General features: G+C 43.3%; 19 protein-coding genes, 1 other RNA gene and 1 other annotated feature. Of the genes, 1 reads left to right on the top strand and 19 read right to left on the bottom strand.

Annotation, left to right across the window (positions count from 1 at the left end; all coding sequences use genetic code 11):
- Positions 1-107 precede the first annotated feature (107 nt).
- From QMF37_RS04970 to hisS, 4 genes are all read right to left on the bottom strand, one after another.
- On the bottom strand, positions 108-872 hold the full coding sequence (locus tag QMF37_RS04970) for a tRNA threonylcarbamoyladenosine dehydratase (protein WP_283476940.1): 765 nt from the start codon (positions 870-872) through the stop codon (positions 108-110).
- A 102-nt stretch (positions 873-974) separates the two neighbouring features.
- Positions 975-1157, bottom strand: a non-coding RNA gene (ssrS, locus tag QMF37_RS04965) — 6S RNA.
- Between the two features lie 44 nt (positions 1158-1201).
- The gene (aspS, locus tag QMF37_RS04960; protein ID WP_283476938.1) at positions 1202-2986 is read right to left on the bottom strand and encodes an aspartate--tRNA ligase; all 1785 of its coding nucleotides are present in this window, start codon (positions 2984-2986) and stop codon (positions 1202-1204) included.
- A gap of 2 nt (positions 2987-2988) precedes the next feature.
- A complete protein-coding gene (hisS, locus tag QMF37_RS04955) occupies positions 2989-4269 on the bottom strand; it encodes a histidine--tRNA ligase (protein WP_283476936.1) in 1281 nt (426 codons plus the stop codon).
- A 56-nt stretch (positions 4270-4325) separates the two neighbouring features.
- Positions 4326-4564, bottom strand: a binding site (T-box leader).
- Between the two features lie 112 nt (positions 4565-4676).
- On the opposite strand from hisS, the gene QMF37_RS04950 reads away from it, so the two are divergent.
- Entirely contained in the window at positions 4677-6248 is a 1572-nt protein-coding gene (locus QMF37_RS04950; RefSeq protein WP_283476935.1) for an N-acetylmuramoyl-L-alanine amidase family protein, read from the top strand.
- A 159-nt stretch (positions 6249-6407) separates the two neighbouring features.
- Here QMF37_RS04950 and dtd read toward each other — a convergent pair whose 3' ends face one another.
- The 15 genes from dtd to ruvB all read right to left on the bottom strand — a co-directional run bounded on the left by dtd (position 6408) and on the right by ruvB (position 22460).
- The gene (gene dtd / locus QMF37_RS04945) at positions 6408-6848 is read right to left on the bottom strand and encodes a D-aminoacyl-tRNA deacylase (protein ID WP_071154357.1); all 441 of its coding nucleotides are present in this window, start codon (positions 6846-6848) and stop codon (positions 6408-6410) included.
- Positions 6848-9040 carry a RelA/SpoT family protein gene (locus tag QMF37_RS04940; RefSeq protein ID WP_058385610.1) on the bottom strand — a complete coding sequence of 731 codons (2193 nt, stop codon included), beginning with the start codon at positions 9038-9040 and terminating at the stop codon, positions 6848-6850. The genes dtd and QMF37_RS04940 overlap by 1 nt, the downstream gene beginning before the upstream one ends.
- An 80-nt stretch (positions 9041-9120) precedes the next feature.
- Positions 9121-9645, bottom strand: a complete 525-nt coding sequence (locus QMF37_RS04935) for a type 1 glutamine amidotransferase domain-containing protein (RefSeq protein ID WP_283476932.1) — start codon at positions 9643-9645, stop codon at positions 9121-9123.
- Between the two features lie 25 nt (positions 9646-9670).
- Entirely contained in the window at positions 9671-11224 is a 1554-nt protein-coding gene (locus tag QMF37_RS04930; RefSeq protein WP_283476930.1) for a glycosyl hydrolase family 28-related protein, read from the bottom strand.
- A 91-nt stretch (positions 11225-11315) separates the two neighbouring features.
- Entirely contained in the window at positions 11316-11828 is a 513-nt protein-coding gene (locus tag QMF37_RS04925) for an adenine phosphoribosyltransferase (protein ID WP_071154355.1), read from the bottom strand.
- Positions 11819-13933 carry a single-stranded-DNA-specific exonuclease RecJ gene (gene recJ / locus QMF37_RS04920; protein WP_283476928.1) on the bottom strand — a complete coding sequence of 705 codons (2115 nt, stop codon included), beginning with the start codon at positions 13931-13933 and terminating at the stop codon, positions 11819-11821. The genes QMF37_RS04925 and recJ overlap by 10 nt, the downstream gene beginning before the upstream one ends.
- A gap of 87 nt (positions 13934-14020) precedes the next feature.
- Complete coding sequence (locus QMF37_RS04915) at positions 14021-14392, bottom strand: hypothetical protein (RefSeq protein ID WP_283476927.1); 372 nt, start codon at positions 14390-14392, stop codon at positions 14021-14023.
- 703 nt (positions 14393-15095) lie between these two features.
- On the bottom strand, positions 15096-15386 hold the full coding sequence (locus QMF37_RS04910) for a hypothetical protein (RefSeq protein ID WP_058385616.1): 291 nt from the start codon (positions 15384-15386) through the stop codon (positions 15096-15098).
- Between the two features lie 84 nt (positions 15387-15470).
- Entirely contained in the window at positions 15471-15860 is a 390-nt protein-coding gene (locus QMF37_RS04905) for a LapA family protein (RefSeq protein ID WP_283476924.1), read from the bottom strand.
- Positions 15861-15936: 76 nt separating this feature from the next.
- Positions 15937-18213: a protein translocase subunit SecDF gene (gene secDF, locus QMF37_RS04900; protein ID WP_071154351.1), complete on the bottom strand. Its 2277-nt coding sequence runs from the start codon at positions 18211-18213 to the stop codon at positions 15937-15939.
- Between the two features lie 282 nt (positions 18214-18495).
- Complete coding sequence (locus QMF37_RS04895; protein WP_058385619.1) at positions 18496-18804, bottom strand: post-transcriptional regulator; 309 nt, start codon at positions 18802-18804, stop codon at positions 18496-18498.
- A 121-nt stretch (positions 18805-18925) separates the two neighbouring features.
- A complete protein-coding gene (gene yajC / locus QMF37_RS04890; protein ID WP_058385620.1) occupies positions 18926-19201 on the bottom strand; it encodes a preprotein translocase subunit YajC in 276 nt (91 codons plus the stop codon).
- A 42-nt stretch (positions 19202-19243) separates the two neighbouring features.
- Entirely contained in the window at positions 19244-20386 is a 1143-nt protein-coding gene (tgt, locus tag QMF37_RS04885) for a tRNA guanosine(34) transglycosylase Tgt (RefSeq protein ID WP_283476919.1), read from the bottom strand.
- Positions 20383-21465 carry a tRNA preQ1(34) S-adenosylmethionine ribosyltransferase-isomerase QueA gene (gene queA / locus QMF37_RS04880; RefSeq protein ID WP_078080324.1) on the bottom strand — a complete coding sequence of 361 codons (1083 nt, stop codon included), beginning with the start codon at positions 21463-21465 and terminating at the stop codon, positions 20383-20385. The genes tgt and queA overlap by 4 nt, the downstream gene beginning before the upstream one ends.
- Positions 21462-22460, bottom strand: coding sequence for a Holliday junction branch migration DNA helicase RuvB (gene ruvB / locus QMF37_RS04875; RefSeq protein WP_058385623.1), 999 nt, complete (start codon positions 22458-22460; stop codon positions 21462-21464). Before ruvB ends, queA begins: the two co-directional genes overlap by 4 nt.
- Positions 22461-22462: the final 2 nt, after the last annotated feature.

Genomic DNA, 22462 nt, shown 5'->3' with positions numbered 1-22462 from the left:
CTGTCTTAAAAGTCACTTTTATGACTTTTAAGACAGCCCCTATTTCTACAAACTTATCCGTTATAACAACAGAAAAAACCGGCTCATAAAAAGAGCCGGTTTTTTGATTAATTCATACGTACCCGTGTAATCGGAATGGATTTGGTTATATCGTTAACTACCCAACTCGCAGCAATCAAGCCCACAGTTGATGGCGTAAAGGCATTTGATGAAGGCGGCATTTGAGCTTTTCGAATGGTTGCATTCGGTTTCCCAACGGTTTCTACTACGTCTTCACGAACAATGATTGGACTTTCATCTGAAAAAATTACCGGAATGCCTTTGTAAATTCCGTTTTTGCGTAATTTTTTGCGAATGATTTTCGCTAATGGATCCGTGTGGGTTTTTGAAAAGTCCGCAATTTTGAAACGCGTGGGATCAGTTTTATTGGCCGCTCCCATACTGGCAATGATTTTTATGTCACGACGATAACATTCTTCCATCAAATGGACTTTGTAAATCATTGTATCGGACGCATCGATCACGTAATCAGGAGTGTAACTAAAAAATTCTTCGCACGTTTCTTCCGTATAAAACATATGCAACGAAATTACTTTGCATTCTGTATTAATGTCAGCAATCCGAGTTTTCATAACCTCTGCTTTCGATTGTCCAACCGTTGATAAATTTGCAACAAGTTGACGATTGATATTGGTGATGTCTACATTGTCTTTATCAACGAGTATAATCGTACCCACGCCGCTCCGCGCACAAGCTTCGGCTGCAAACGATCCGACACCTCCGACGCCAAGTATCGCGACAGTCGCATTTTTTAATAAATTGATTCCTTCTTTTCCTACAGCTAATTCATTTCTGGAAAATTGGTGTAGCATTCCGTCACTGCCCTTCAAAGTTGATACGCATAATAGGAATTATACACATTAAAAATCCCTCCGACAATAAATTGTCAAAGGGATAAAAATGATTTTTTAATTAAGAATCCCAATCGTGCCGTCTTTGTTGGTGCGCATCGTTTGAACCCGCTGAAAGCAGGTGGGTGACCTCTTCACCACTTATAACTTCCCGTTAAGGCATGTTAGCCATGGTGAAATTCGATCTCCCGACGACATAATGTTGGGTCAAAATCGAATTGCTTAAAACGAACACATCAGGATTCTCTATAGACTTATGTTAGCACACCTTTTTTATTTAAACAAGCTTTTTACTCTGTTACTTTTTTATTATTCTGAATGTTCAAAGATAGGCTCAATTCCTCAAGTTGCGCACCCGATACTTGGCTCGGCGCATCTGTCAGCAAGTCACTAGCGCTGGCAGTTTTCGGGAATGCAATTGTATCACGCAAGTTCGTGCGACCTGCAAGTAGCATAACAAGACGATCCAAACCAAACGCAATTCCACCGTGTGGAGGTGTTCCGTATTCGAATGCTTCCATCAAGAACCCAAATTGTGCGTTCGCTTCTTCTTTGCTAAAGCCAAGCACTTCAAACATTTTCTCTTGAATGTCGCGACGATAAATACGTGAAGATCCTCCACCAAGCTCATAGCCGTTTAAGACAAGGTCATAAGCTTGTGCGCGAACGTTTTGTGGCTCAGTTGCTAGTTTGTCTAAGTCTTCTTCGAACGGCATGGTGAAGGGATGGTGAGCTGCATAGTAGCGTCCATCTTTTTCGTCGTACTCAAGTAACGGCCAATCGGTAATCCATAAGAATTTATAAACTGCGTTGTCGATTAACGCTAATTCTTTGCCAAATTTCAAGCGAAGTGCGCCTAACGCATCTGCGACTACCGATTTTTTATCTGCAACAAATAATAATAAGTCGCCTGCTTCTGCTTGCGCTCGTTCTGTTAAAGCAGTTGCGGCTTGACCTTCAAAGAATTTAGCAATTGGTCCTTTCACGCCTTCTTCTTCTACTTTCAACCAGGCAAGCCCTTTTGCTCCGTAAACTGCGGCAAAAGCACCTAGCGCGTCAATATCTTTACGAGAATAATTTGCCGCTTGCCCTTTAACATTAATCAGTTTTACTTGACCGCCGTTTTCGATAGCGCCAGTAAACACTTTGAACGCTGAATCTTTTACTAGATCCGAAACATCCGTCAACTCTAAACCAAAGCGTACATCCGGTTTATCTGAACCAAAACGGTCCATTGCTTCTGTGTAGCTCATGCGCTGGAAAGTTGGTTCGATGTCGATTTTTTTCACATCTTTCATCATCTGAACCATTAAACGTTCATTCAAACTGATGATATCTTCCATTGACTGGAAACTCATTTCCATATCGATTTGTGTAAATTCAGGCTGACGATCCGCGCGAAGATCTTCATCACGGAAGCAACGTGCAATTTGGTAATATTTATCAAAGCCAGATACCATCAACATTTGTTTGAATAATTGCGGAGATTGAGGCAACGCGTAGAATTCGCCATCATGAACTCGGCTTGGCACTAAATAATCACGTGCGCCTTCAGGTGTAGATTTTGTCAAAATCGGTGTTTCCACTTCGATAAAACCTTCTTCGTCCAAAAAGCGACGAATCGATTTCGTCACGTCTGAACGCATTTTGAATGTTTCGTACATCGCAGGACGACGCAAATCCAAGTAACGATATTTCAAGCGTAAATCTTCATTAACATCTGTATTGTCTTCGATGGCAAACGGGGGATTTTTCGCAGCGTTTATTACAGCTGCGTGATCTACTTGCACTTCAATTTCGCCAGTTTTCATCGCAGTATTAACTTGGCCTTCTGCTCTTTTGACAACCAGTCCGTCAATATGAACGACAAATTCATTACGTAACGATTCGCCAATGGCAGCGGCTTCTTTTGAAATTTCCGGATTAAACACAACTTGCACAATTCCAGAACGGTCACGGACGTTCACAAAGATTAATCCACCAAGGTCGCGACGTTTTTGTACCCACCCTTTTAATGTGACACGTTGTCCAATAGCCGTTTCGTTCACTTCTCCACAATAATGCGTTCTTGACATATTTATTCCTCCAGTGATTTCTTTTTCAATAAGCTTGCTGCGATTTCTTCGAATGCCATTTCCTGTTGCTCACCCGTCGCCATTTCTTTTAATGCCACTTTGCCGCTTTCAAGTTCCGTTTCACCAATAACGACAACAAATGCAGCTCCTTTACGGTCAGCCGATTTCATTTGTGCTTTTACTTTACGCCCGGCGAAATCCATGTCAGCCGAAATGCCGTTCAAGCGTAAATCACGAACAACAGCAAAGGCTTTTTTCTTCGTCGTTTCGTCCATCGCTACTACGTAAACTTCTAAATTATTGGATTGACCAATTTCGACTTTTTCCATTTCAAGCGCTAGTAACAGTCGCTCAATACTCATCGCAAAACCAATTCCAGGTGACTCGGGTCCGCCAAGGTCTTCAACAAGTCCGTTGTAACGTCCTCCACCAGCTAAAGTGGTAATGGCACCAAAGCCTTCCGCATCACTCATAATTTCAAAAGCGGTATGGTTATAATAATCAAGTCCGCGCACTAAATTCGGATCCACAACAAATTCAATATCCATGCTTGAAAGGTAAGCTTGCACTTCATCAAAATAAGCTTGTGATTCTTCATTTAAATAATCGGCCAGTGACGGCGCTGTTGCCATTAACGGATGTTGACGATCTACTTTGCAGTCTAGAATACGTAACGGATTTTTCTCGAGACGCGTCTGGCAATCGCTGCAAAATTCATTGATACTCGGTTCAAAATGGGTAATCAAGGCTTTTTTGTGTGCTACGCGACTTTCCGTATCACCAAGTGAGTTGATGACTAAGCGCAATTGCTTAAGCCCGACAGCACGGTAAACTTCCATTGCCAGTGAAATTACTTCAGCATCGATTGCTGGATCTTTGGAACCAATTGCTTCTACTCCAAATTGGACAAACTGGCGCATGCGCCCTGCTTGTGGACGTTCGTAGCGAAACATTGGACCGGTATAAAATAGTTTTACCGGCTGGTCCGGCATACCAAATAATTTATTCTCAACATAAGAACGAACGACCGAAGCTGTGCCTTCTGGGCGCAATGTTAACGAACGGTCGCCACGATCTTGGAAGGTGTACATTTCTTTTTGAACGATATCTGTCGTGTCACCGACACCGCGCTGGAATAATTCCGTGTGTTCAAAAATTGGCGTGCGTATTTCTTTGTATTGGTAAAGTCTGCAGAGGTTATTTATTTTTTGTTCAACTTCTTGCCATTTAGCAGATTGATCGGGCAGCACATCATATGTGCCGCGTGGCGCTTGAATATTCATCTGTTAGTTCACTCCTTTATTTTTCCATACAAAAAAGCTCTCGCCTCTTGCTTTACGCAAGGGACGAGAGCTCGTATTAGCTTCCGCGGTTCCACCCTAGTTGATGCAAAAAATGCATCCTCTCATTCCGGGTAACGGCCGGTTCCGTTTTTTCCTAATAAGCGGCAAGCGCTGTTCAGAAAAAAGCCTCAAAAGTGTTTTTCGTCGCACTTGTCTGCAGGAAAGTTTACAGCCCGAGACTTCCCCTCTCTTTTCAGCCAAATCATGCAATTACTTTCTTTGTCGTCAGCAAATATATAAGGATAATAAATCAATCTTAATAATTTGCCCGTAGCTTGTCAACCTTTTTGACACAAGCGCTGTAATATTTGATACTATTGAAGAGAAGTTCTCTTAGGGGGTAACGCATGAAACACAAGGGCTTAATTGCAATTATTCTATTCTTTTTATTCATAGCCAGCAGCTTTCCGTTGCTAGATAACAATCATGTTTCGGCCGATGCAGGCACAGTTGAAATTACCGGAACCATGGTCAACGTTCGTTCAGGTCCTGGGTTGTCCTACAGCGTCACGGGTGATTTAGAACAAGGACAGACAGCTTCCGTTATTTCCAAACAAGGTGACTGGTTACAAGTACAGGTCGACCGGCAAGAAGGATGGATTGCTTCGTGGCTAACTGCAGCGTCTGACGAAGACCAAACAGCCACTGGGCAAACAGCCGTCTCTTCTGTCAATGGTCTCAACGTACGTGCGCAAGCTGATTTATCGGCAGCTGTGCTCACCAAAATGGATGCCGGCGATACCGCTGAAATCATTGGCGTGGCGGATGACTGGCTTGAGATTAGTTTCCGTAATACACGCGGATTTGTTTCCAAACAGTATATTGTCTCTAGCGACAAAGACACAACGTCAGAAAAACCGGCAGATTCAGCTGAATCTGAACAAAAGAAAGAACCTATCTCCAAAGTTTCTTCTTTTGAAATCGCAGTCAACACATTAAATATTCGTTCAAAGCCTGACCTCAGTTCAAAAATTCAACAGACTGGCACGAAAGGCGAAGTCTTTCCTGTAATTTCCATGGAAGGCCATTGGGTAGAAATTGAATTGGCAAAAGGAAAAAAAGGCTGGGTTTATGCTTTTCACGGTCAATTATCAGATCAGACAGCAGAGACTGTTACAAGTGACGCCAAAGAAGCTGTCACGATTTTAACGGATGGCACCAATTTGCGGAGCCAAGCTTCAACTGATTCTGAAGTAGTCAGCCGGGCAGATGCTGGGAATCAGCTAGCCGTCGTTAATAAGCAAGAAGAATGGTATCAAGTTCTTCTCGCGGACGGTCAGACTGCTTTTGTAGCAGAGTGGGTCGTATCTACAGAAGAAACATTTTCCCAAAAAGAACAAGTTGATTCTCCTGACCGCAGAAAAGGAACATTGGACGGTCTAACTATCGTTCTAGATCCGGGTCACGGTGGCAATGACGGTGGCACAGTGGGCGTGCGCAAAACACAAGAAAAAGAGTTAACCTTAAAAACAGCAGAGATTTTATCGCGTCATTTAAATGCAGCAGGTGCAGAAGTTGTTATGACGCGGCAATCAGATACTTACGTCGACCTTCGCACGCGCGTCGCTGGAAGTCACCAAGCTGGAGCAGACGCTTTTGTCAGCATCCACTATGATGCGACCGACGACAGCAGCGTCTCCGGATTCACATCGTACTACCAACACGATTTCCAAAAAGAACTAGCCGCCTATTTAAATGAAGAACTTGGCAAAAAATTGACCTTGCAAGACCGTGGCGTTCAGCATGGCAATTACTTGGTATTGCGCGAAAACAAACAGCCTGCCGTTCTAGTCGAACTTGGCTTTTTGAGCAATTTTAACGAAGAACGCGTGTTGACTAGCAGTCAATTCCGCGAACAGGCGGCGCTCGGCCTCTACACTGGTCTAATCAACTATTTCGATGCACAGCTTGTTGAGTAATAAAAGCACGGAGGACATGTCCTTCGTGCTTTTTTCTGTGTATATTTGGCGACCTCCCACTAGATCGCGCGTTTTTCCGCTGGACCGCACTTATCGCGCAAACACCGCTACAGCAAAAAAGAAGCGCAGGCATATTTTGCCTGCGCTTCTCTCAACTGCCTATTTAGATTCAACTAAAATCGTTACGGGGCCATCATTCACTAGCTGAACGTCCATCATGGCACCGAAAACACCCGTTTCGACAACCAGGCCGTACCTTTGTAACGCTTTGTTAAAAGCTAACCAAAGAGGTTCAGCCGTTTCTGGTCGTGCCGCCGCGATAAAACTTGGGCGACGCCCTTTTTTCACATCACCATACAGCGTAAACTGAGAAATCGATAGGATTTCACCGCCGTGATCGAGAATTGATCGGTTCATCTTGCCTTCTTCATCTTCAAACAGACGAAGTTGTGCAATCTTGCCCGCCAAATAATCCGCGTCTTTTTCCGTATCTTCGTGGGTGATGCCAACAAGTAACACATAACCTGATCGGATCGCGCCAGTTACCGCGCCGTCGACTGTCACCGAAGCACTTTTAGATCGTTGCAGAACTACTCTCATTAATTTGTCACCCGTAAAACGGAATAAACATCTGGAATCGATTTGATGCGTTCAACAACGCGGTTTAGATGCTTGATGTGAGGAATCATGATCGACAAATTGATCGTCGCAATTTTGTCTTTGTCTGCTCGACCGCTGACCGCTGTAATCGTCGTTTTCGTTTCACTGACCATGTGCATCACTTCATTAATCAATCCGTTGCGGTCGTATGCTTGAACTTCAATATCAATTTGGTAGGATTTGTTATCAGGCGATCCTTCATTTTCCCACTCGACGGGAATAAGTCGGTCGTTTTCTCCAGAGTGGACATTTGGACAATCCGTGCGGTGAACCGAAACGCCACGCCCTTTTGTAATAAACCCGATAATATCGTCACCCGGTACCGGGTTGCAACACTTAGACAAGCGAATCATCATATTATCGATTCCTCTAACAATGACACCGGAATCGGTTTGTTTTTTAGGAACGTTGGATTTCATTTCAACAGTAATTTTTTCAATTGCCTCTTCTTGCTCGCGCTTTTTACGCATTTTTTCAGCTAATCGGTTTACAACTTGTTGAGCCGTAATCCCGTTAAAGCCAACAGCTGCATACATATCGTCTTCGCCTGCAAAATTGAATTTTTCACAAACACGTTTGATGTTTTCATTACTCAGTACTTCTTTTAGAACAAATTCTTGCGCTTTTATTTCTTTTTCAATCAAATCTCGACCTTTTTGGACATTGTCTTCACGCAATTGCTTTTTGAAAAATTGCTTGATTTTATTTTTGGTTTGCGTGGATTTCGCGATTTTCAACCAATCGCGACTTGGACCAAAAGATTGCTTCGAAGTTAAAATTTCCACAATATTACCGGTGTGTAACTCCGTGTCGAGGGGCGCCATCTTGCCGTTTATTTTTGCGCCAATGGTTTTATTGCCAATTTCCGAATGCACACGATAAGCAAAATCGATTGGACAAGAGCCTGCTGGCATTTCAATGACATCGCCTTTTGGTGAAAATACATAAACCATGTCAGAAAACAAATCGTATTTTAACGATTCCATAAATTCTTCAGCATTATCCGATTCGTTCTGGAAATCCAGAATTTCACGGAACCACGACAATCGTGAATCGACAGAACTTTTCGGCTTGTCGATAATCTTGCCTTCTTTATAGGCCCAATGCGCTGCCACACCATACTCCGCAATGCGGTGCATTTCTTCCGTGCGAATTTGTACTTCAAGCGGATCGCCTTGAGGACCAATAACCGTCGTGTGAAGCGACTGGTATAAATTTTGCTTTGGCATGGCGATATAATCTTTAAAACGCCCTGGCATCGGCTTCCAAGTAGAATGAATAATTCCTAGTACCGCGTAGCAATCTTTAATGCTTTCCACTGTTATGCGGACTGCCAGCAAATCATAGATTTCATTAAACTGCTTGTTTTGAATTGCCATTTTCCGGTAAATGCTATAAATGTGTTTGGGCCGACCGAAAAGATCCGCTTTAATATCGACTTCGTCGAGTTGTACGCGAATCTCACTCATGACCTTATTCAAATAATCTTCTCGTTCGGTACGTTTCTTTTTCATCAAATTGACAATCCGGTAATACTGTTGCGGATTCAAATAACGCAACGCTGTATCTTCCAGTTCCCATTTAATGGTATTGATACCGAGACGGTGCGCAATCGGGGCAAAAATTTCCAGCGTCTCATTAGCTTTAATGCGTTGCTTTTCGACGGTCTGGTATTTCAACGTACGAAGATTGTGCAAACGATCTGCCAATTTAATCAAAATAACACGAATGTCTTGTGCCATTGCGACAAACATTTTGCGGTGATTTTCTGCTTGTTGCTCTTCTTTTGATAAATACTTGATTTTGCTTAACTTCGTCACGCCGTCAACGAGCATGGCAACTTCTTCATCGAAATCACGAACGATGTCTTCACGGCTGACTTCCGTGTCTTCGACTACATCGTGCAAAAAGCCTGCCGCTACTGTAGCCGGGTCCATTTGTAATTCTGCCAGAATCCCTGCCACTTGCACCGGATGCACAATATACGGTTCGCCTGATTTGCGAAACTGTCCCATATGGGCGTCGTACGCAACTTGATAGGCCCTCTTGATTGTTTTCACATGTTCGGCATTCATATAAGACGCAACCATCTCGAATACATCTTCAGCTGTTCTCACTAGATCTTTCGCCATAATTGCCCACCTTGCTTTAAATTTTTCCAAAAGTATATCTTTCTATTATAAAAAACAATGGGGTTAAAAGTAAAGCTTTGTTAGCTGTTCTCTAGCACTTTAATAAATTCCCTGAGATAATCTGGTAAATCAGGCGGACGGCGGCTCGATACTAAGTGCCCATCGACCACCACTGATTCATCAAACCACTCGGCGCCAGCGTTGATCATATCATCTTTTATTCCTGGTGTACTGGTCACTTTTCGACCGGTTAAAATATTGGCGGAAATAAGCACCCAACCAGCATGACAAATTTGACCAATCGGTTTTTGCTGATCGTCCATACGGCGTACCAACTGTAAAACGTCAGGAAACCGTCGTATTTTGTCTGGTGCCCAACCACCAGGAACGAGAACGGCGTCGTATTCATTGCCAAGCGCTTGTGCATAAGACAAATCAGATGTCGCTGGAACGCCATATTTGCCAATATAATCAACGCCCGATTCTTCTCCTGCAATGTCCACTTGTGCCCCTTCTTCTCGCAATCTTAAAATCGGATACCATAGTTCCAAATCTTCAAAGTCATGATGAATAAAACTCAGCACTTTTTTTCCTGTCAGTCTCATGTGATTGCCTCCTTGTTGATGTATGTTAAAGCAGATGAGAACTCCGCTTTCTAATATTTTCTAAGTGAACCAACTCGCTACCTGCTCCAACAACGACTGCTTGTTCAGCTGAACCGGTGCTGACCAAATTTTGAACGCTTACACTGCTGGCGTGTTGTTCACCGCCAGCTATTGAAAGATCCGTCTCCGCTGTCGTAAACCCTTGAATCTTACCATTACTCAAAGACACACACGCGGCACGGTATTGAACGGCTGAAGCTGGCTGAAGCTTGTAATCATAGTCTGGATCTCCGACAAACAAAAACCGGTTGATCGCCACATTGCGGTAAGCTGAAATGACTAAACTGCGCGGCGCAGAACCTTCGTATAAAGTTGTTTCGATTGGATCAATTGACACTAACCGTTGTGCACGAATGGCAAACGCCGAACGCGATTCGGGATCCTCTTTTTTATGATGACCAATGTGACGGAAATTAAACGACCGGTTATCGTGAACCGATAAATGTCCCGAAATAAAGACATTTGAGGCTGCTGAAGAATTGGCATGCGCTTTAATTTCAATTCCACCAAAACAACGCGCACTCGAATTATTAACTAACCAAACGTAACGGGATCCATCATCTATTTCAAAGCCATTGGAGTTTGAAAACCCTTGCTGATGCGCGCGTCCACTCGGATCACTAAAATGTGAGTTGGTGACAAAAATATAGTCACTATGATGCGTTGTCAATCCGTCGTCGCCAAAACCAGAACCGCTAACGCCATCAAGCCAGACAAAACGACTGCCACTTTTGCCTCGCAATCCATCTCCTGCGTAATTATAAAGCGGTGACGTAATATCAAAACAATGCAGACCTGGATTTAATGCCTCCACATCTTTGACCCAGCCAAATGTTACGTGGGCATAAGTTAAACAGCTGGAATAATTTCCGCCTGCACTGGTTTTTTCGACATCTCCCAAACGTTCTACATGCCAATCAAGCGTCAGCCCTTCTACGGAAATATTGCGGTTACCCATTAAGTAATTGCGGTTGGTCAATAACCGGGTCTTGCGAGAGGCTTTAGGATGCAACTTTAAAACAGTTGTTCCTTTTCCAGCACCCGTCAAACGTGTCCAGGAAGGCAAACGCAGTCCCTTTACAAGATAGACACCTTTTGGAACCTCTACTTGTACTCGGCCTTTGCCAAGTGCTCGTTCAAAAGCATCTGTGCAGTCGGTCTTTCCGTCACCTATCGCGCCGTAATCGGTAACGTTGACGCACTGTATAATCGTCGACTCAAGTTTTCGGTACTCGCTGTCTAGCTGCGCTTTCCATGCTGGGTATAGCTCATTGTCAGAAACACAGGTCTCCGAAGAACGTTCATCTTCCACCGAATATTTTTCAGCTACTAAAGACCACATTTTTTCAGTCATGCTTTTTTTAGGCCTTGCATACTTGCTAAAGACGAACTCTTTTCGGATGGCTTGAAAGAATTGTTCCGTTTCGCAGGTGATTTTTTCAAGAGGGGTGCGGTCGTCTAGTAATTGATCTATCCACGTAGCGTTTAATCGGGGGTTGTGTTGTTTGCTCAGCTTCATTTGGTCACCTCCAATTTATGGCCTTACCTTTGTCCATACCCTGATTCAAGAAAAAAATCCCTTCACCTTAAAAAGGCGAAGAGATCCGGTATTAATATTGCATTAAAGTCGTGACATCATAGCCGCCTAAGTTTTTGCGTCCATCTAAATAAGTCAATTCAATCAAAAATGCGCAGCCAACGACAATTCCGCCAAGCTGTTCTACTAAATTAATTGTCGCACCGATTGTGCCACCTGTTGCAAGCAAATCATCCGTGATCAACACACGTTGTCCCGGTTTGATTGCGTCTTTATGCATCGTTAACACATCTGTCCCGTATTCAAGACCGTATTCGGCTTTGATCACTTCGCGCGGCAACTTGCCTTCTTTACGAACGGGTGCAAAGCCAAGTTCAAGCGCATAAGCAACTGGGCAGCCGATGATAAATCCACGCGCTTCAGGTCCTACAATAACTTCAGCATTTACTGTTTTTGCGTATTCAACGATTTTGTCTGTTGCATACTTATAGGCAGTTCCGTTGTCCATCAATGACGTGATGTCCTTAAAACGAATTCCAGGTTTTGGCCAATCTTCAACAATGGTGATGTACTGTTTTAAATCCATATTTGTTCCTCCTTGGCAGACACTGTCGCATCGAACCACTCTTTTAAATCTTTATAAGACGCATACAAAAGCTTCTGCTCCAGAGCAATCTGCTGCTCGCGACGTTTGTAAATCGGCGCTTCTGACAGATCCTGTTTGCTTGGCGATTGCGCAATCTCGGTAATGCCATTGTTAAGTGTAACAAAACCGAGTTCAAAAAACACCTGCAGCATGAAAAATAATGACTCCCGCGTCCAACCTTTGTGTTTGGCCAGTTCGTCACAATGTTTAGTAAAGTCAAAAGTCCCGCGTTTTTTAATAAACGAAAACAGCCATTTAAATTGTTCACGTGTGGGAATCTGTTCAAAATACTGCGAATCTTTCGCATGAAAATGAGCATACACCCGCTTTGGCTTCATATTTGCTAAAACAGATGCCAATTGCTCTTCTGATTCCGGCAAATCCAATAACACCAAGTGGTCTTTACTTCCTGACATGGCTTTTACTTGAGCAACAGTGCAAATGGGTTGAGCCAATAGGGACTGGAATAATGCGGGTGTTTCTTCTTTAAACGCTAGGAATACTTGGTTTTCTTTCGGGATCAACTTTGACCAACGCGATACTTGGCGAATGCCGCGAATATCAAATAATTGCCATTGATCGGTACGAACGTCTTCCACCATCAATTGCGGTTTTTTCCGACCATTCCATTCATTGACCTGTAAATCACCGATAACATCTATTTTGACATCCGGTGTTAATTCATCACCAACTGAACCGAGACCAAAACCTACAGCGTCTATAGAAGCTGATTGCTGTGTCAGTTCCATCTTCAAGTGATTTTGAGCAGCTCCAATTTTACGAATAGATGCCACATGGACCCCTTCAAGATAAAATTTCGGCTTAGCAAAGCCCATTCCAAAAGGAGCAAGTAAGCGCATGGACTCGATTGCCGTTATGTCGATTTCGTCAAGACGGAGCGGAATATCGATGTTGACAACAGGCAATAACTCTTCTTCCGTTAAGCTAATTTCCGCTTGTTTGTTTAAGCGCTCACGCAAATCATCGACGTCACTTGCCGCAAGCGTCATACCTGCCGCCATTGGATGGCCTCCGAAATGAGGCAAGATGTCGCGGTTTTTAGCAAGTTCGTTATACAAATGAAAGCCTTCAATACTGCGAGCAGAACCTTTTGCTTTGTTGGTTTCAGGATCTACCGACAAAACAATAGACGGGCGATAAAATTTTTCTGTTAGTTTCGAGGCAACGATTCCAACAACACCCGGGTTCCAGCCTTCTTGAGCGACAACTAACACATGCGGCACACCGTCCGGATAACGCTGTTCGACTTGCTGCATCGCTTCTTCTGAAATTTTCTTCACAATCGCTTGCCGCTCTTTGTTTAACACATCTAACCCTGAAGCCAGTGAACGTGCTTCTGCTGGGTCTTCTGTTAAGAACATGCGAACAGCTGGATCAGCATCTTGCAAACGTCCAATGGCATTAATGCGCGGTCCAAACATAAAGCCAATCGTTTCTTCTGTAATGTCTTGCTGTTTAACGCCTGACACTTCGCACAATGCAGCAATGGCAGGACTCGGTGAATCGATAAGTGCAGCTAGTCCTTCTTTGACAAAAATTCGGTTTTCCCCGTGAAGCGGAACAAGATCGGCCACCGTACCGATCGCTGTTAGTTCAATCAAGTGGTCTGGAATTTCCTCGTACAGTGCATGTGCTATTTTAAACGCTACACCAACTCCAGCCAGTTCACCAAACGGATAGTGGCCTTGTGGATGACGCGGGTGAACAACCGCTAGTGCATTTGGTAATTGGTCACCGATATCGTGATGATCACTAATAATAACGTCCATCCCTAAAGCGTTAGCAAAATCAACTTGTTCGATTCCTGAAATGCCATTATCTACCGTGACAATTAGTTTCGTACCCTGATCAAATGCTTGTTGAAACAGTTCACTATTCGGTCCGTACCCATGCTTAAAGCGGTTCGGTATCATAAAGGACACATCGGCCCCTAGATCTTGTAATACGGTCATCATGACGGTTGTACTGGTGACACCATATAGTGATAGGTAAGCCTTTGAGTCTATCGCCAGCTTTTCCCCCACTTCACACCGTGCGTGAGACTTTCACCTCACACGGCGTTCCATCGAAAAAATTTCAAAACTTTGGTAATCTACATAACTTAACAGAATTCACTTGTTCGTTTGTCTGTCTAATCGTCCAATTGGATACTTTGAGATTATTTCTTCATCGCATTCTTTCTTAATAAAATCAGGTGTTATCACACCTGTTTTCTTAATTCGCCTTATCATACGATGGTCTTTCATGCATGCATTCACTTCGTATGCAATGTTCCCCATATCTTCGGAAATCATTGTAGCGGTACGGAAATATTGATGAAGTCCTATTACAGTCGAGTTGTAGAGTGCTATTTTTCTTCCTTGGTCGTTAACACCGCTAACATATCGAATCCCGTTTATGATTTGCTTCAAGTTTTTCTTTGTGCGTCGAACTGCTTTGTCGCACATCTGACTTTTCACAACCCATTTCTCACCTTTTGGCATTAACTTCATCTTAAACCCTATGAATTCTGAGTAGTGCTTGTCTGTTATGCATGTATAAGTCTTTGAAATTTCCGACTAGAGCCTATTCCTCCACCAATTATTATCATGGTTTCAAAGGTACTATGGCTCCACTCTCACGAATGGTAAATCAGTTTTAATAGGTTGCCCCTTTATATACCGAACTGTTTCGTAGGTAGATTAATACCTCCACATCCTTCGCTTTCCACGTTCCAATTTCTTTATCCTTACATATATCCTTAGGTTTCTCCTATGGTCCTGTATGCTTGAACTTGCCTATAACAAGTTATGGGGTTTCATAACGCCAGATTTTTACTCGCCCACACATACGATGGCACTGCCACCTGTCACATTTCCGTGACAACTACGTCTAGACCCGTACATTCAGAGATTCGTCAGTGCTTCTGCAGCACATTCTAACCATAGATACTTTATGGACTCCCGGCATATAGGAAACACCATCCACCTCTGGACAGCTTTCGTGTCGGGTACTCGCTATGCTTTCCCTAACTTACGGTCTCTCTCTGCCGACTTCACCGAGCTTCATACCTTTCAATTTAACCATTGAGAAGGCATGTCGGAGGATCAGAGTAGGCGTTTCAAGGCGTTACCCTATCATTCCACCTATCAAGAAATCAGTTCTCCTAGGGATTTTAATGGACTCCCTAGTGTCTAACCTTTTCAGTTAGAAACGTGTCGCACCCGCGTCGTAATCGCCATAGACAACAATTTTTTCTTGATTATCAATCGCCTGTCGAATACGCTCGACAGCTAGATCCATGTCTTTCATCAAATACGGATCGTGCATGCAAGTTGCATCCATTTGCATAAATGTCCGAGCCGCGTCAGCTGTATTCAAGCCCCGTGTCACCAAAATTTTAGCCAGCACTGACGATAGGTTTAATTCTTTTTGGATTTCTTGAACTGTTTGTTCATCTGGCGTCGTCAAGCGCCATCTTTTTCTAGATTCAATCATTGGTATCACTTCCTCACCGATCCATTATACAGCAAAAAATCACAGACAAAAACCTTTCGGCGTCTCTACCGAAAGGTTCCTTTTTTAGATTTCATCTTTTCTTGTATCAACTACTGGTTCTACTCGTAAATCATCGACTACTGGTTCGTTTGTAACAATTTGGGGTTCTGGTTGGATGCCGACTTTTTGGTATGCACCAATTTCGTTTTGTTGTGTAGCGATTAATGTTTCTTTTACCGCCACTTCTTTTTGAAGCACTTTGATTTTACGTTGCAGCTGGTAATTGCGCATAATAGCTAGCACGCTGCTGAGTAAGAATCCAAGTAATGCTGATGCCAAAATTACCAAGATCAACGGCCATTCGGCTTCGCCAAATACGTAATTGACGGGTACATCCTCCACATTGACAACTGCAAACACGGCGATGATTACTGCGAAAATAAGTCCGATTAAAAGTAGCCATTGTAATTTCATTGCCATTCCCCCTTTAAATTTAAAAAAATGGAACAAGGTCATTGTCATTATACCCTGTTCCATTGCTATTTTAAACTTATACTACAGGCTCATCAGAACCCCATTTAGATTCTTGTTCTTTCTTCTCGATATCGATCGGTCCTTTTTTCTTCAATTCCCCTTTTTTCAGCACTAGCCATAGCTGCGCTGCAATAAAGATCGAAGAATAGGTACCGGCAATCAAACCGATTAATAACGCGATGGAGAAGTTTGTAATCGATGGCGCACCAAAAATTAATAGCGCGATTACGACTAATAATACCGTTAATACCGTATTTACCGATCGACCAAGCGTTTGACGAAGCGATACGTTAACGACTTTTTCCAATTGTTCTACTGAATCAATTTTTTTCATGCGTTTCATGTTTTCACGGATTCGGTCAAATGTCACAATCGTGTCATTGATCGAGTAACCGATAATGGTCAATACCGCTGCGATAAAGGTAATGTCTACTTCTAGTCGGAGCATACTGAAAATAGCAACGATAAAGAATGCATCGTGAATTAATGCAACAACCGATGCCACACCCATACGCCATTCAAAACGGAAAGCTACATATATAATTATGCCAAGCGCAGCAATGGACAATGCATACAATGCATTTTTCGCCAATTCCTGACCGACTGTGGCTGATACCGTTGAAACGTTTGGTTCAGAACCAAATTCTTCAATAGCTGTCGCTTTCAAGCTATTGATTTCTTCTTGACTAAATTCTTCATTGTAACGAGCTACACCGATATTCGATTCATCACCTGAAATGACGATATCGTCTGTTTCAAAGCCCGCACCATCTAAGAAGCTTTGTACTTCTTCTTTCGTCAATGCTGCTTCTGAAGCAATTTCAACACGTGTTCCACTCGAGAAATCGATTCCTAAGTTCAAACGGAACACACCAAGAACAGCCATTCCAGCAACGATTAAAACAATCGAAGCCAAGAAGAATTTATTGCGATTGCCTGCAAAATCAAACCGGTCAAAACGAGTTGAAAGATCGGTAATCTCTAAACCTTCTTCTGGTGAGTGGATAACTGATTTTTTTAACCCAAACAATCCGGGTTTGTGGTCGAGTGCTCCGCTGTTGACCCATAGACCAAGCAATAGACGCGATCCCCAAACAGCTGTTAAAAAGCTGACCAAAATAGAGATAATCAATAGCGTCGCAAACCCTTTGACGGAACTTGTTCCGAAATAGAACAAAACAATCGCTGCCAATAAGGTCGTCACGTTGGCATCAATAATTGCCGAGAATGACGAACGTGCCCCTACTTTGAAAGCTTCTTTTACTGACTTGCCGACACGCATTTCTTCACGAATTCGCTCATACGTGATGATGTTGGCATCTACTGCCATCCCGACACCGAGCATGATTGCCGCGATACCTGGTAACGTCAGAACGCCGCCAATCCATTCAAATACCAACAGAATTAAGTACACATACGCTGACAACGTAACCACTGCGACCATTCCTGGTAAGCGGTAATAAATAAGCATAAATAGTAACACTAATGCTATACCGACAGCAGCTGCGACCATCGTCTGATCAAGTGCTTGTTCACCAAACTGAGCACCAACTGAAGTCGAGTAGATTTCTGTCAAACTTACCGGCAAAGCACCTGCATTCAAGATTCCTGATAGATTTTGTGTTTCTTCTACAGTAAACGATCCTGAAATTTCAACAGATGGTGATGAAATACGCTGACTAACACTCGGTGCTGAAACAAATTTCGGATCTGCTTTTAAGCGTTCTTCTGCGAACGAATCGACACCTTCTTCAAAATCAAGCCAGATGACCAAGACATTGTCAGGTGCTGGCATTTGCGAAATACTTTCTGTCACTTCGGCAAATTTTCCTGGGTCATTTAATTCCAATGTGACAATAGGATTGCCATTCGAATCAAAAGTTCCCGTTGCGCCACCTTGCTTCAAGTCATTTCCAGCAAGCAGCAAATTATCTTCCGCATCACGGAACGTTAAATTTGCTTCAGTCGACAGCAATTCACGCGCTGACGATTGATCTTCGACTCCCGCTAATTGAACACGAATGCGGTTGTCTCCTTCAATCTGAATAACGGGCTCACTGACACCGAGTACGTTGATTCGGTTCATCAATGCATCGGTTGTGTCCGTCAACACACTTTCTGTAATTTCTTGGCCGTCTTCAAGTGCTGTCACTTCGTAAAGCACTTCAAAACCACCTTGTAAATCCAACCCTAATTTAATGTCTTTTGCGATGGGTAAACTCGTAGTGCCAATAATTCCTATCAGTGCAATGACTAGTAAGAAAAAGGCAATAATACGACCTCTTGCTTTCATATGTAAATTTCCTCCTCAGGTGTGTAAAACACAGCACTATCATTATGAAACAGCTGCCGAATACTGTCAAATTGCACTTCATGAATTGAAGTTTGTTTCTCTAGTTAGACTGGGTTGATGAAATCACTCAAGCTAGTACTTTGCGGCTAAGCTTGCGCATCGATGCAGGAGCATCCCTTTGCCATTTGCCGCCTTAGGTTCTTGTAAATGTATTTGTACATTTTCAAGCGTCGGCACTTAAAACGATAGACGCAGCAAGAAAATATACATGCTAAAACTGGTTTACTTTTTCGGAGACGGTCTTAAAAGGTGTTCGATATTTTCAAGTGTGCTGACGTCATTCCAACGCGCTTTTTTTAGCGCTTCTACTTGGTGGTAAGCTAAAAAATCCGAAGCAGTCATATCCATAATGTCGTTAATCATTTCGTAAAGGTGCATCGTCTCTATATCTTTTTTTCGCCATTTTTTCTTAACACAAAATTCCCATAAATCGGCTTCTGTAAATGTATCGTATTGAAAGTGGTGGAATTCACTGCATTTGCTTTCGAGTGCCGGCAAAACGAATTCAAATTGATGGGGATAACTCGTCATGCGTATACTCCTTTCCGATGTACTGTACCCATTGTACCTTGTAACTGGAAAATTTAGAATAAGGACAGAATGTTTAATTAAAAAAATCGCCTTCAAAATCGAAGGCGAGCTTTTATTTGGTTTAGATTGTTGCTTTTGCTGAATCCACTACACGTGCGATTGCTTGACGCTCAAACTGCAAGCGCGTGCCATCCGCTACGGTGATGAAGATTGTCGCATCATCAACTGCATCCACAAGGCCGTGTAAGCCGCCGATTGTGACAATGCGGTCGCCACGTCTTAGTTCTGTCTGCATGTTCTTTGTTGCTTTTTGGCGTTTTTGGGCAGGACGGATGATGAAAAACCACATTAGCAAGAACATCAATAGTAAAGGTGATAACGCAATTAACGTTTCCATTATTCAATTTCCCCCTTTCACTTTCTCTATTCTCGTACAAACTCAGAAATTTTTAGCATTGGGTTTGTTGAAACCGTACGCTTCGAAAAATTCTTCGCGGAAATCTCCCAGGCGGTCTTCACGAATTGCTTGACGCACCTGTCCCATTAAGTTTAACAGAAATTGCAGGTTATGATAACTAGTAAGCCTAATTCCGAATGTTTCGTCTGCGCGAATCAAGTGATGAACATAGGCACGCGAATAATTTGTGCATGTGTAACAATCGCATTTGTCATCAATTGGACCAAAATCACGCTTAAACACCGCGTTTTTAATGTTCAAACGACCGGTGCTTGTCATCAATGTACCGTTTCGAGCAATCCGTGTCGGTAAGACACAATCAAACATATCAATGCCGCGAATGGCACCGTCGATAAGTGAATCGGGTGAACCAACCCCCATTAAATAACGCGGCTTATCAGCTGGCATTAACGGTGTTGTATATTCTAACGCACGGTTCATGACGTCTTTTGGTTCACCAACTGACAATCCGCCAATTGCGTAACCCGGGAAATCCAGTGACACAAGGTCTTGTGCACTTTGCTTACGCAAGTCTTCAAATTCGCCGCCTTGGATAATGCCAAATAACGCTTGGTCTTGTGGACGCTGATGCGCTTCAAGGCAACGTTCTGCCCAGCGCGACGTACGCTCTACACTTGACTTCATATATTCGTGTGTTGCTGGGAAGGGCGGACATTCGTCAAAGGCCATCATGATGTCAGATCCTAAGTCATTTTGAATGTGCATCGCTTTTTCTGGACTTAAAAATAATTTGTCGCCGTTCATATGGTTACGGAAATGAACGCCTTCTTCTTTAATATTGCGGAATTCACTTAGTGAAAATACTTGAAAACCACCAGAATCGGTTAAAATCGGACGATCCCAGTTCATGAACTTGTGCAATCCACCCGCTTCTTTAATAACATCATTTCCGGGACGCAACCATAAATGATACGTGTTGCTTAAAATAATCCCAGCGTTCATGGCTTTTAATTCTTCTGGTGACATGGTTTTAACGGTCGCTTGCGTTCCGACTGGCATAAATGCCGGTGTTTCGAAAGAACCGTGCGGTGTATGGACGATTCCAAGTCGTGCACCTGTTTGTTTACAGGTTTTGATGTGTTCGTACGTAACTGCTGCTGTCATGGGTGAGTCTCCTTTTTCTGTGGTTCAATAAACATCGCATCGCCAAAGCTGAAAAAGCGGTAACGTTCATCTACTGCTTGGTTGTAGGCGTTTAAGATATAATCGCGGCTCGACAATGCGCTAACGAGCATGACCAAAGTCGATTTCGGCAAATGGAAATTGGTAATTAAGCCGTCTACCGCTTTGAATTCATAACCCGGAAAAATAAAAATATCCGTCCAGCCACTATCTTCTTGTAATTTGCCGTCAAATTTTTGAGCGACCGATTCAAGCGTCCGTGTCGACGTAGTGCCAACCGACACAATTCGTCCACCATTCTGTTTGGTTTTATTGATCATATCGGCTGTTTCTTTTGGTATTCGGTAAAATTCCGAATGCATTTCGTGGTCTTCGATCGAATCGACCGACACCGGACGGAAAGTTCCGAGGCCCACATGAAGTGTGATAAATGCGATGTTCACGCCTTTATCACGAATTTGTTCCAACAACTCGTCGGTAAAATGAAGTCCAGCAGTTGGAGCTGCAGCACTTCCTCGCTCTTTTGCAAAAACAGTTTGATAACGGTCTTGGTCTTCTAATTTTTCGCGGATATAAGGCGGCAACGGCATTTCGCCGAGCTGATCCAAAATTTCGTAAAAAATTCCGTCGTAAATCATTTTAAAATGACGGCCCCCGTGATCTAATATGCCGGTACATTCAGCACGCAACAAGCCATCGCCAAAAGAAACAACCGTTCCGACTTTCACTTTTTTCGCAGGCTTCGTCAGCGTTTCCCACACATCGTCCTCCACTTGCTTTAATAGCAATAATTCGATGTTGGCACCTGTGTCTTCTTTGACGCCCATTAACCGTGCAGGTAACACGCGCGTATCGTTTAATACGAGTGTATCGCCTTTATGCAAATAGTCGATAATGTCGCGGAAATGGCGGTGCGACGTCTGTCCTGTTTCTTTATTCATCACCAATAGCCGACTTGACGTCCGGTCAAGTAACGGTGTTTGTGCAATCAATTCTTCAGGCAAGTCAAAATCATAATCTTGTATGTTTAATGTTGTGTTTGGTGTAGTTAGTTTTGTCATTCAGGCATCTCCATTTTAAAGTGTTCATAGGCAAGTTGGGTGACAGTGCGTCCTCTTGGTGTCCGTTGAATAAAACCAATCTGCAGCAAATACGGTTCGTAGACGTCTTCAATGGTCGTCGACTCTTCTCCGATACTTGCAGCGATGGTATCCAGTCCAACCGGACCGCCGCGAAAGCGTTCAATCATGCCTGTCAATAATTTATGATCAATGTGATCGAGTCCGAGTGGGTCCACTTGCAGCATTTCAAGTGCTTGTTCCGCCATGTCCATCGTAATCGAACCCGTTCCGCGAACTTGTGCATAATCTCGTACGCGCTTAAGTAAGCGGTTGGCAATACGCGGTGTCCCACGAGATCGACGCGCAATCTCAACAGCCGCATTCGGATCGATATCGGCTTCAAACAGTTTCGAACTACGGACAACAATTTCAGTCAATGCTTCTGTGTCGTAATACTCAAGACGAGACAATACTCCGAAACGGTCACGAAGTGGAGCTGATAAAGCACCAGCACGTGTCGTCGCACCGATTAACGTAAAGGGTGGTAAATCTAAACGCACCGATCTCGCAGTAGGTCCTTTACCAACGACAATATCGATACAAAAGTCTTCCATCGCCGGGTACAACACTTCTTCAATTGCTCGGTTTAACCGGTGGATTTCGTCAATAAACAAGACGTCTCCGGGCTCGAGTGACGATACAATCGCTGCTAAATCGCCGGGACGTTCGATTGCGGGCCCACTCGTCATTTTCACATTTACTTCCATTTCATTGGCGATAACAGCAGCCAATGTCGTTTTGCCAAGTCCAGGAGGCCCGTATAACAAGACATGGTCCAAACTTTCTTGACGCATTTTCGCAGCTTCAATGAAAATCTGCAAATTGTGTTTTACTTTATGCTGCCCAATATACTGAGACAAGTATTGGGGACGCAGCGATTGCTCAAAGCGGTCATCAAACTCTGTTACTTCACTGTCTATAATGCGGTCTTCCATGC

Origin of the sequence: Planococcus sp. S3-L1, assembly GCF_030063085.1 — a bacterium.
In the GTDB taxonomy this organism is placed as follows: domain Bacteria; phylum Bacillota; class Bacilli; order Bacillales_A; family Planococcaceae; genus Planococcus; species Planococcus kocurii.
The sequence above is the reverse complement of the archived record's forward strand: the minus strand, read 5'-3'. Positions and strand labels throughout refer to the sequence as shown.

Coding starts and splice junctions, on each gene's coding strand:
- QMF37_RS04970 (WP_283476940.1), bottom strand. CDS start 872: ATGCTACACCAATTTTCCAGAAATGAATTAGCTGTAGGAAAAGAAGGA.
- aspS (WP_283476938.1), bottom strand. CDS start 2,986: ATGTCAAGAACGCATTATTGTGGAGAAGTGAACGAAACGGCTATTGGA.
- hisS (WP_283476936.1), bottom strand. CDS start 4,269: ATGAATATTCAAGCGCCACGCGGCACATATGATGTGCTGCCCGATCAA.
- QMF37_RS04950 (WP_283476935.1), top strand. CDS start 4,677: ATGAAACACAAGGGCTTAATTGCAATTATTCTATTCTTTTTATTCATA.
- dtd (WP_071154357.1), bottom strand. CDS start 6,848: ATGAGAGTAGTTCTGCAACGATCTAAAAGTGCTTCGGTGACAGTCGAC.
- QMF37_RS04940 (WP_058385610.1), bottom strand. CDS start 9,040: ATGGCGAAAGATCTAGTGAGAACAGCTGAAGATGTATTCGAGATGGTT.
- QMF37_RS04935 (WP_283476932.1), bottom strand. CDS start 9,645: ATGAGACTGACAGGAAAAAAAGTGCTGAGTTTTATTCATCATGACTTT.
- QMF37_RS04930 (WP_283476930.1), bottom strand. CDS start 11,224: ATGAAGCTGAGCAAACAACACAACCCCCGATTAAACGCTACGTGGATA.
- QMF37_RS04925 (WP_071154355.1), bottom strand. CDS start 11,828: ATGGATTTAAAACAGTACATCACCATTGTTGAAGATTGGCCAAAACCT.
- QMF37_RS04915 (WP_283476927.1), bottom strand. CDS start 14,392: ATGCCAAAAGGTGAGAAATGGGTTGTGAAAAGTCAGATGTGCGACAAA.
- QMF37_RS04910 (WP_058385616.1), bottom strand. CDS start 15,386: ATGATTGAATCTAGAAAAAGATGGCGCTTGACGACGCCAGATGAACAA.
- QMF37_RS04905 (WP_283476924.1), bottom strand. CDS start 15,860: ATGAAATTACAATGGCTACTTTTAATCGGACTTATTTTCGCAGTAATC.
- secDF (WP_071154351.1), bottom strand. CDS start 18,213: ATGAAAGCAAGAGGTCGTATTATTGCCTTTTTCTTACTAGTCATTGCA.
- QMF37_RS04895 (WP_058385619.1), bottom strand. CDS start 18,804: ATGACGAGTTATCCCCATCAATTTGAATTCGTTTTGCCGGCACTCGAA.
- yajC (WP_058385620.1), bottom strand. CDS start 19,201: ATGGAAACGTTAATTGCGTTATCACCTTTACTATTGATGTTCTTGCTA.
- tgt (WP_283476919.1), bottom strand. CDS start 20,386: ATGACAGCAGCAGTTACGTACGAACACATCAAAACCTGTAAACAAACA.
- queA (WP_078080324.1), bottom strand. CDS start 21,465: ATGACAAAACTAACTACACCAAACACAACATTAAACATACAAGATTAT.
- ruvB (WP_058385623.1), bottom strand. CDS start 22,460: ATGGAAGACCGCATTATAGACAGTGAAGTAACAGAGTTTGATGACCGC.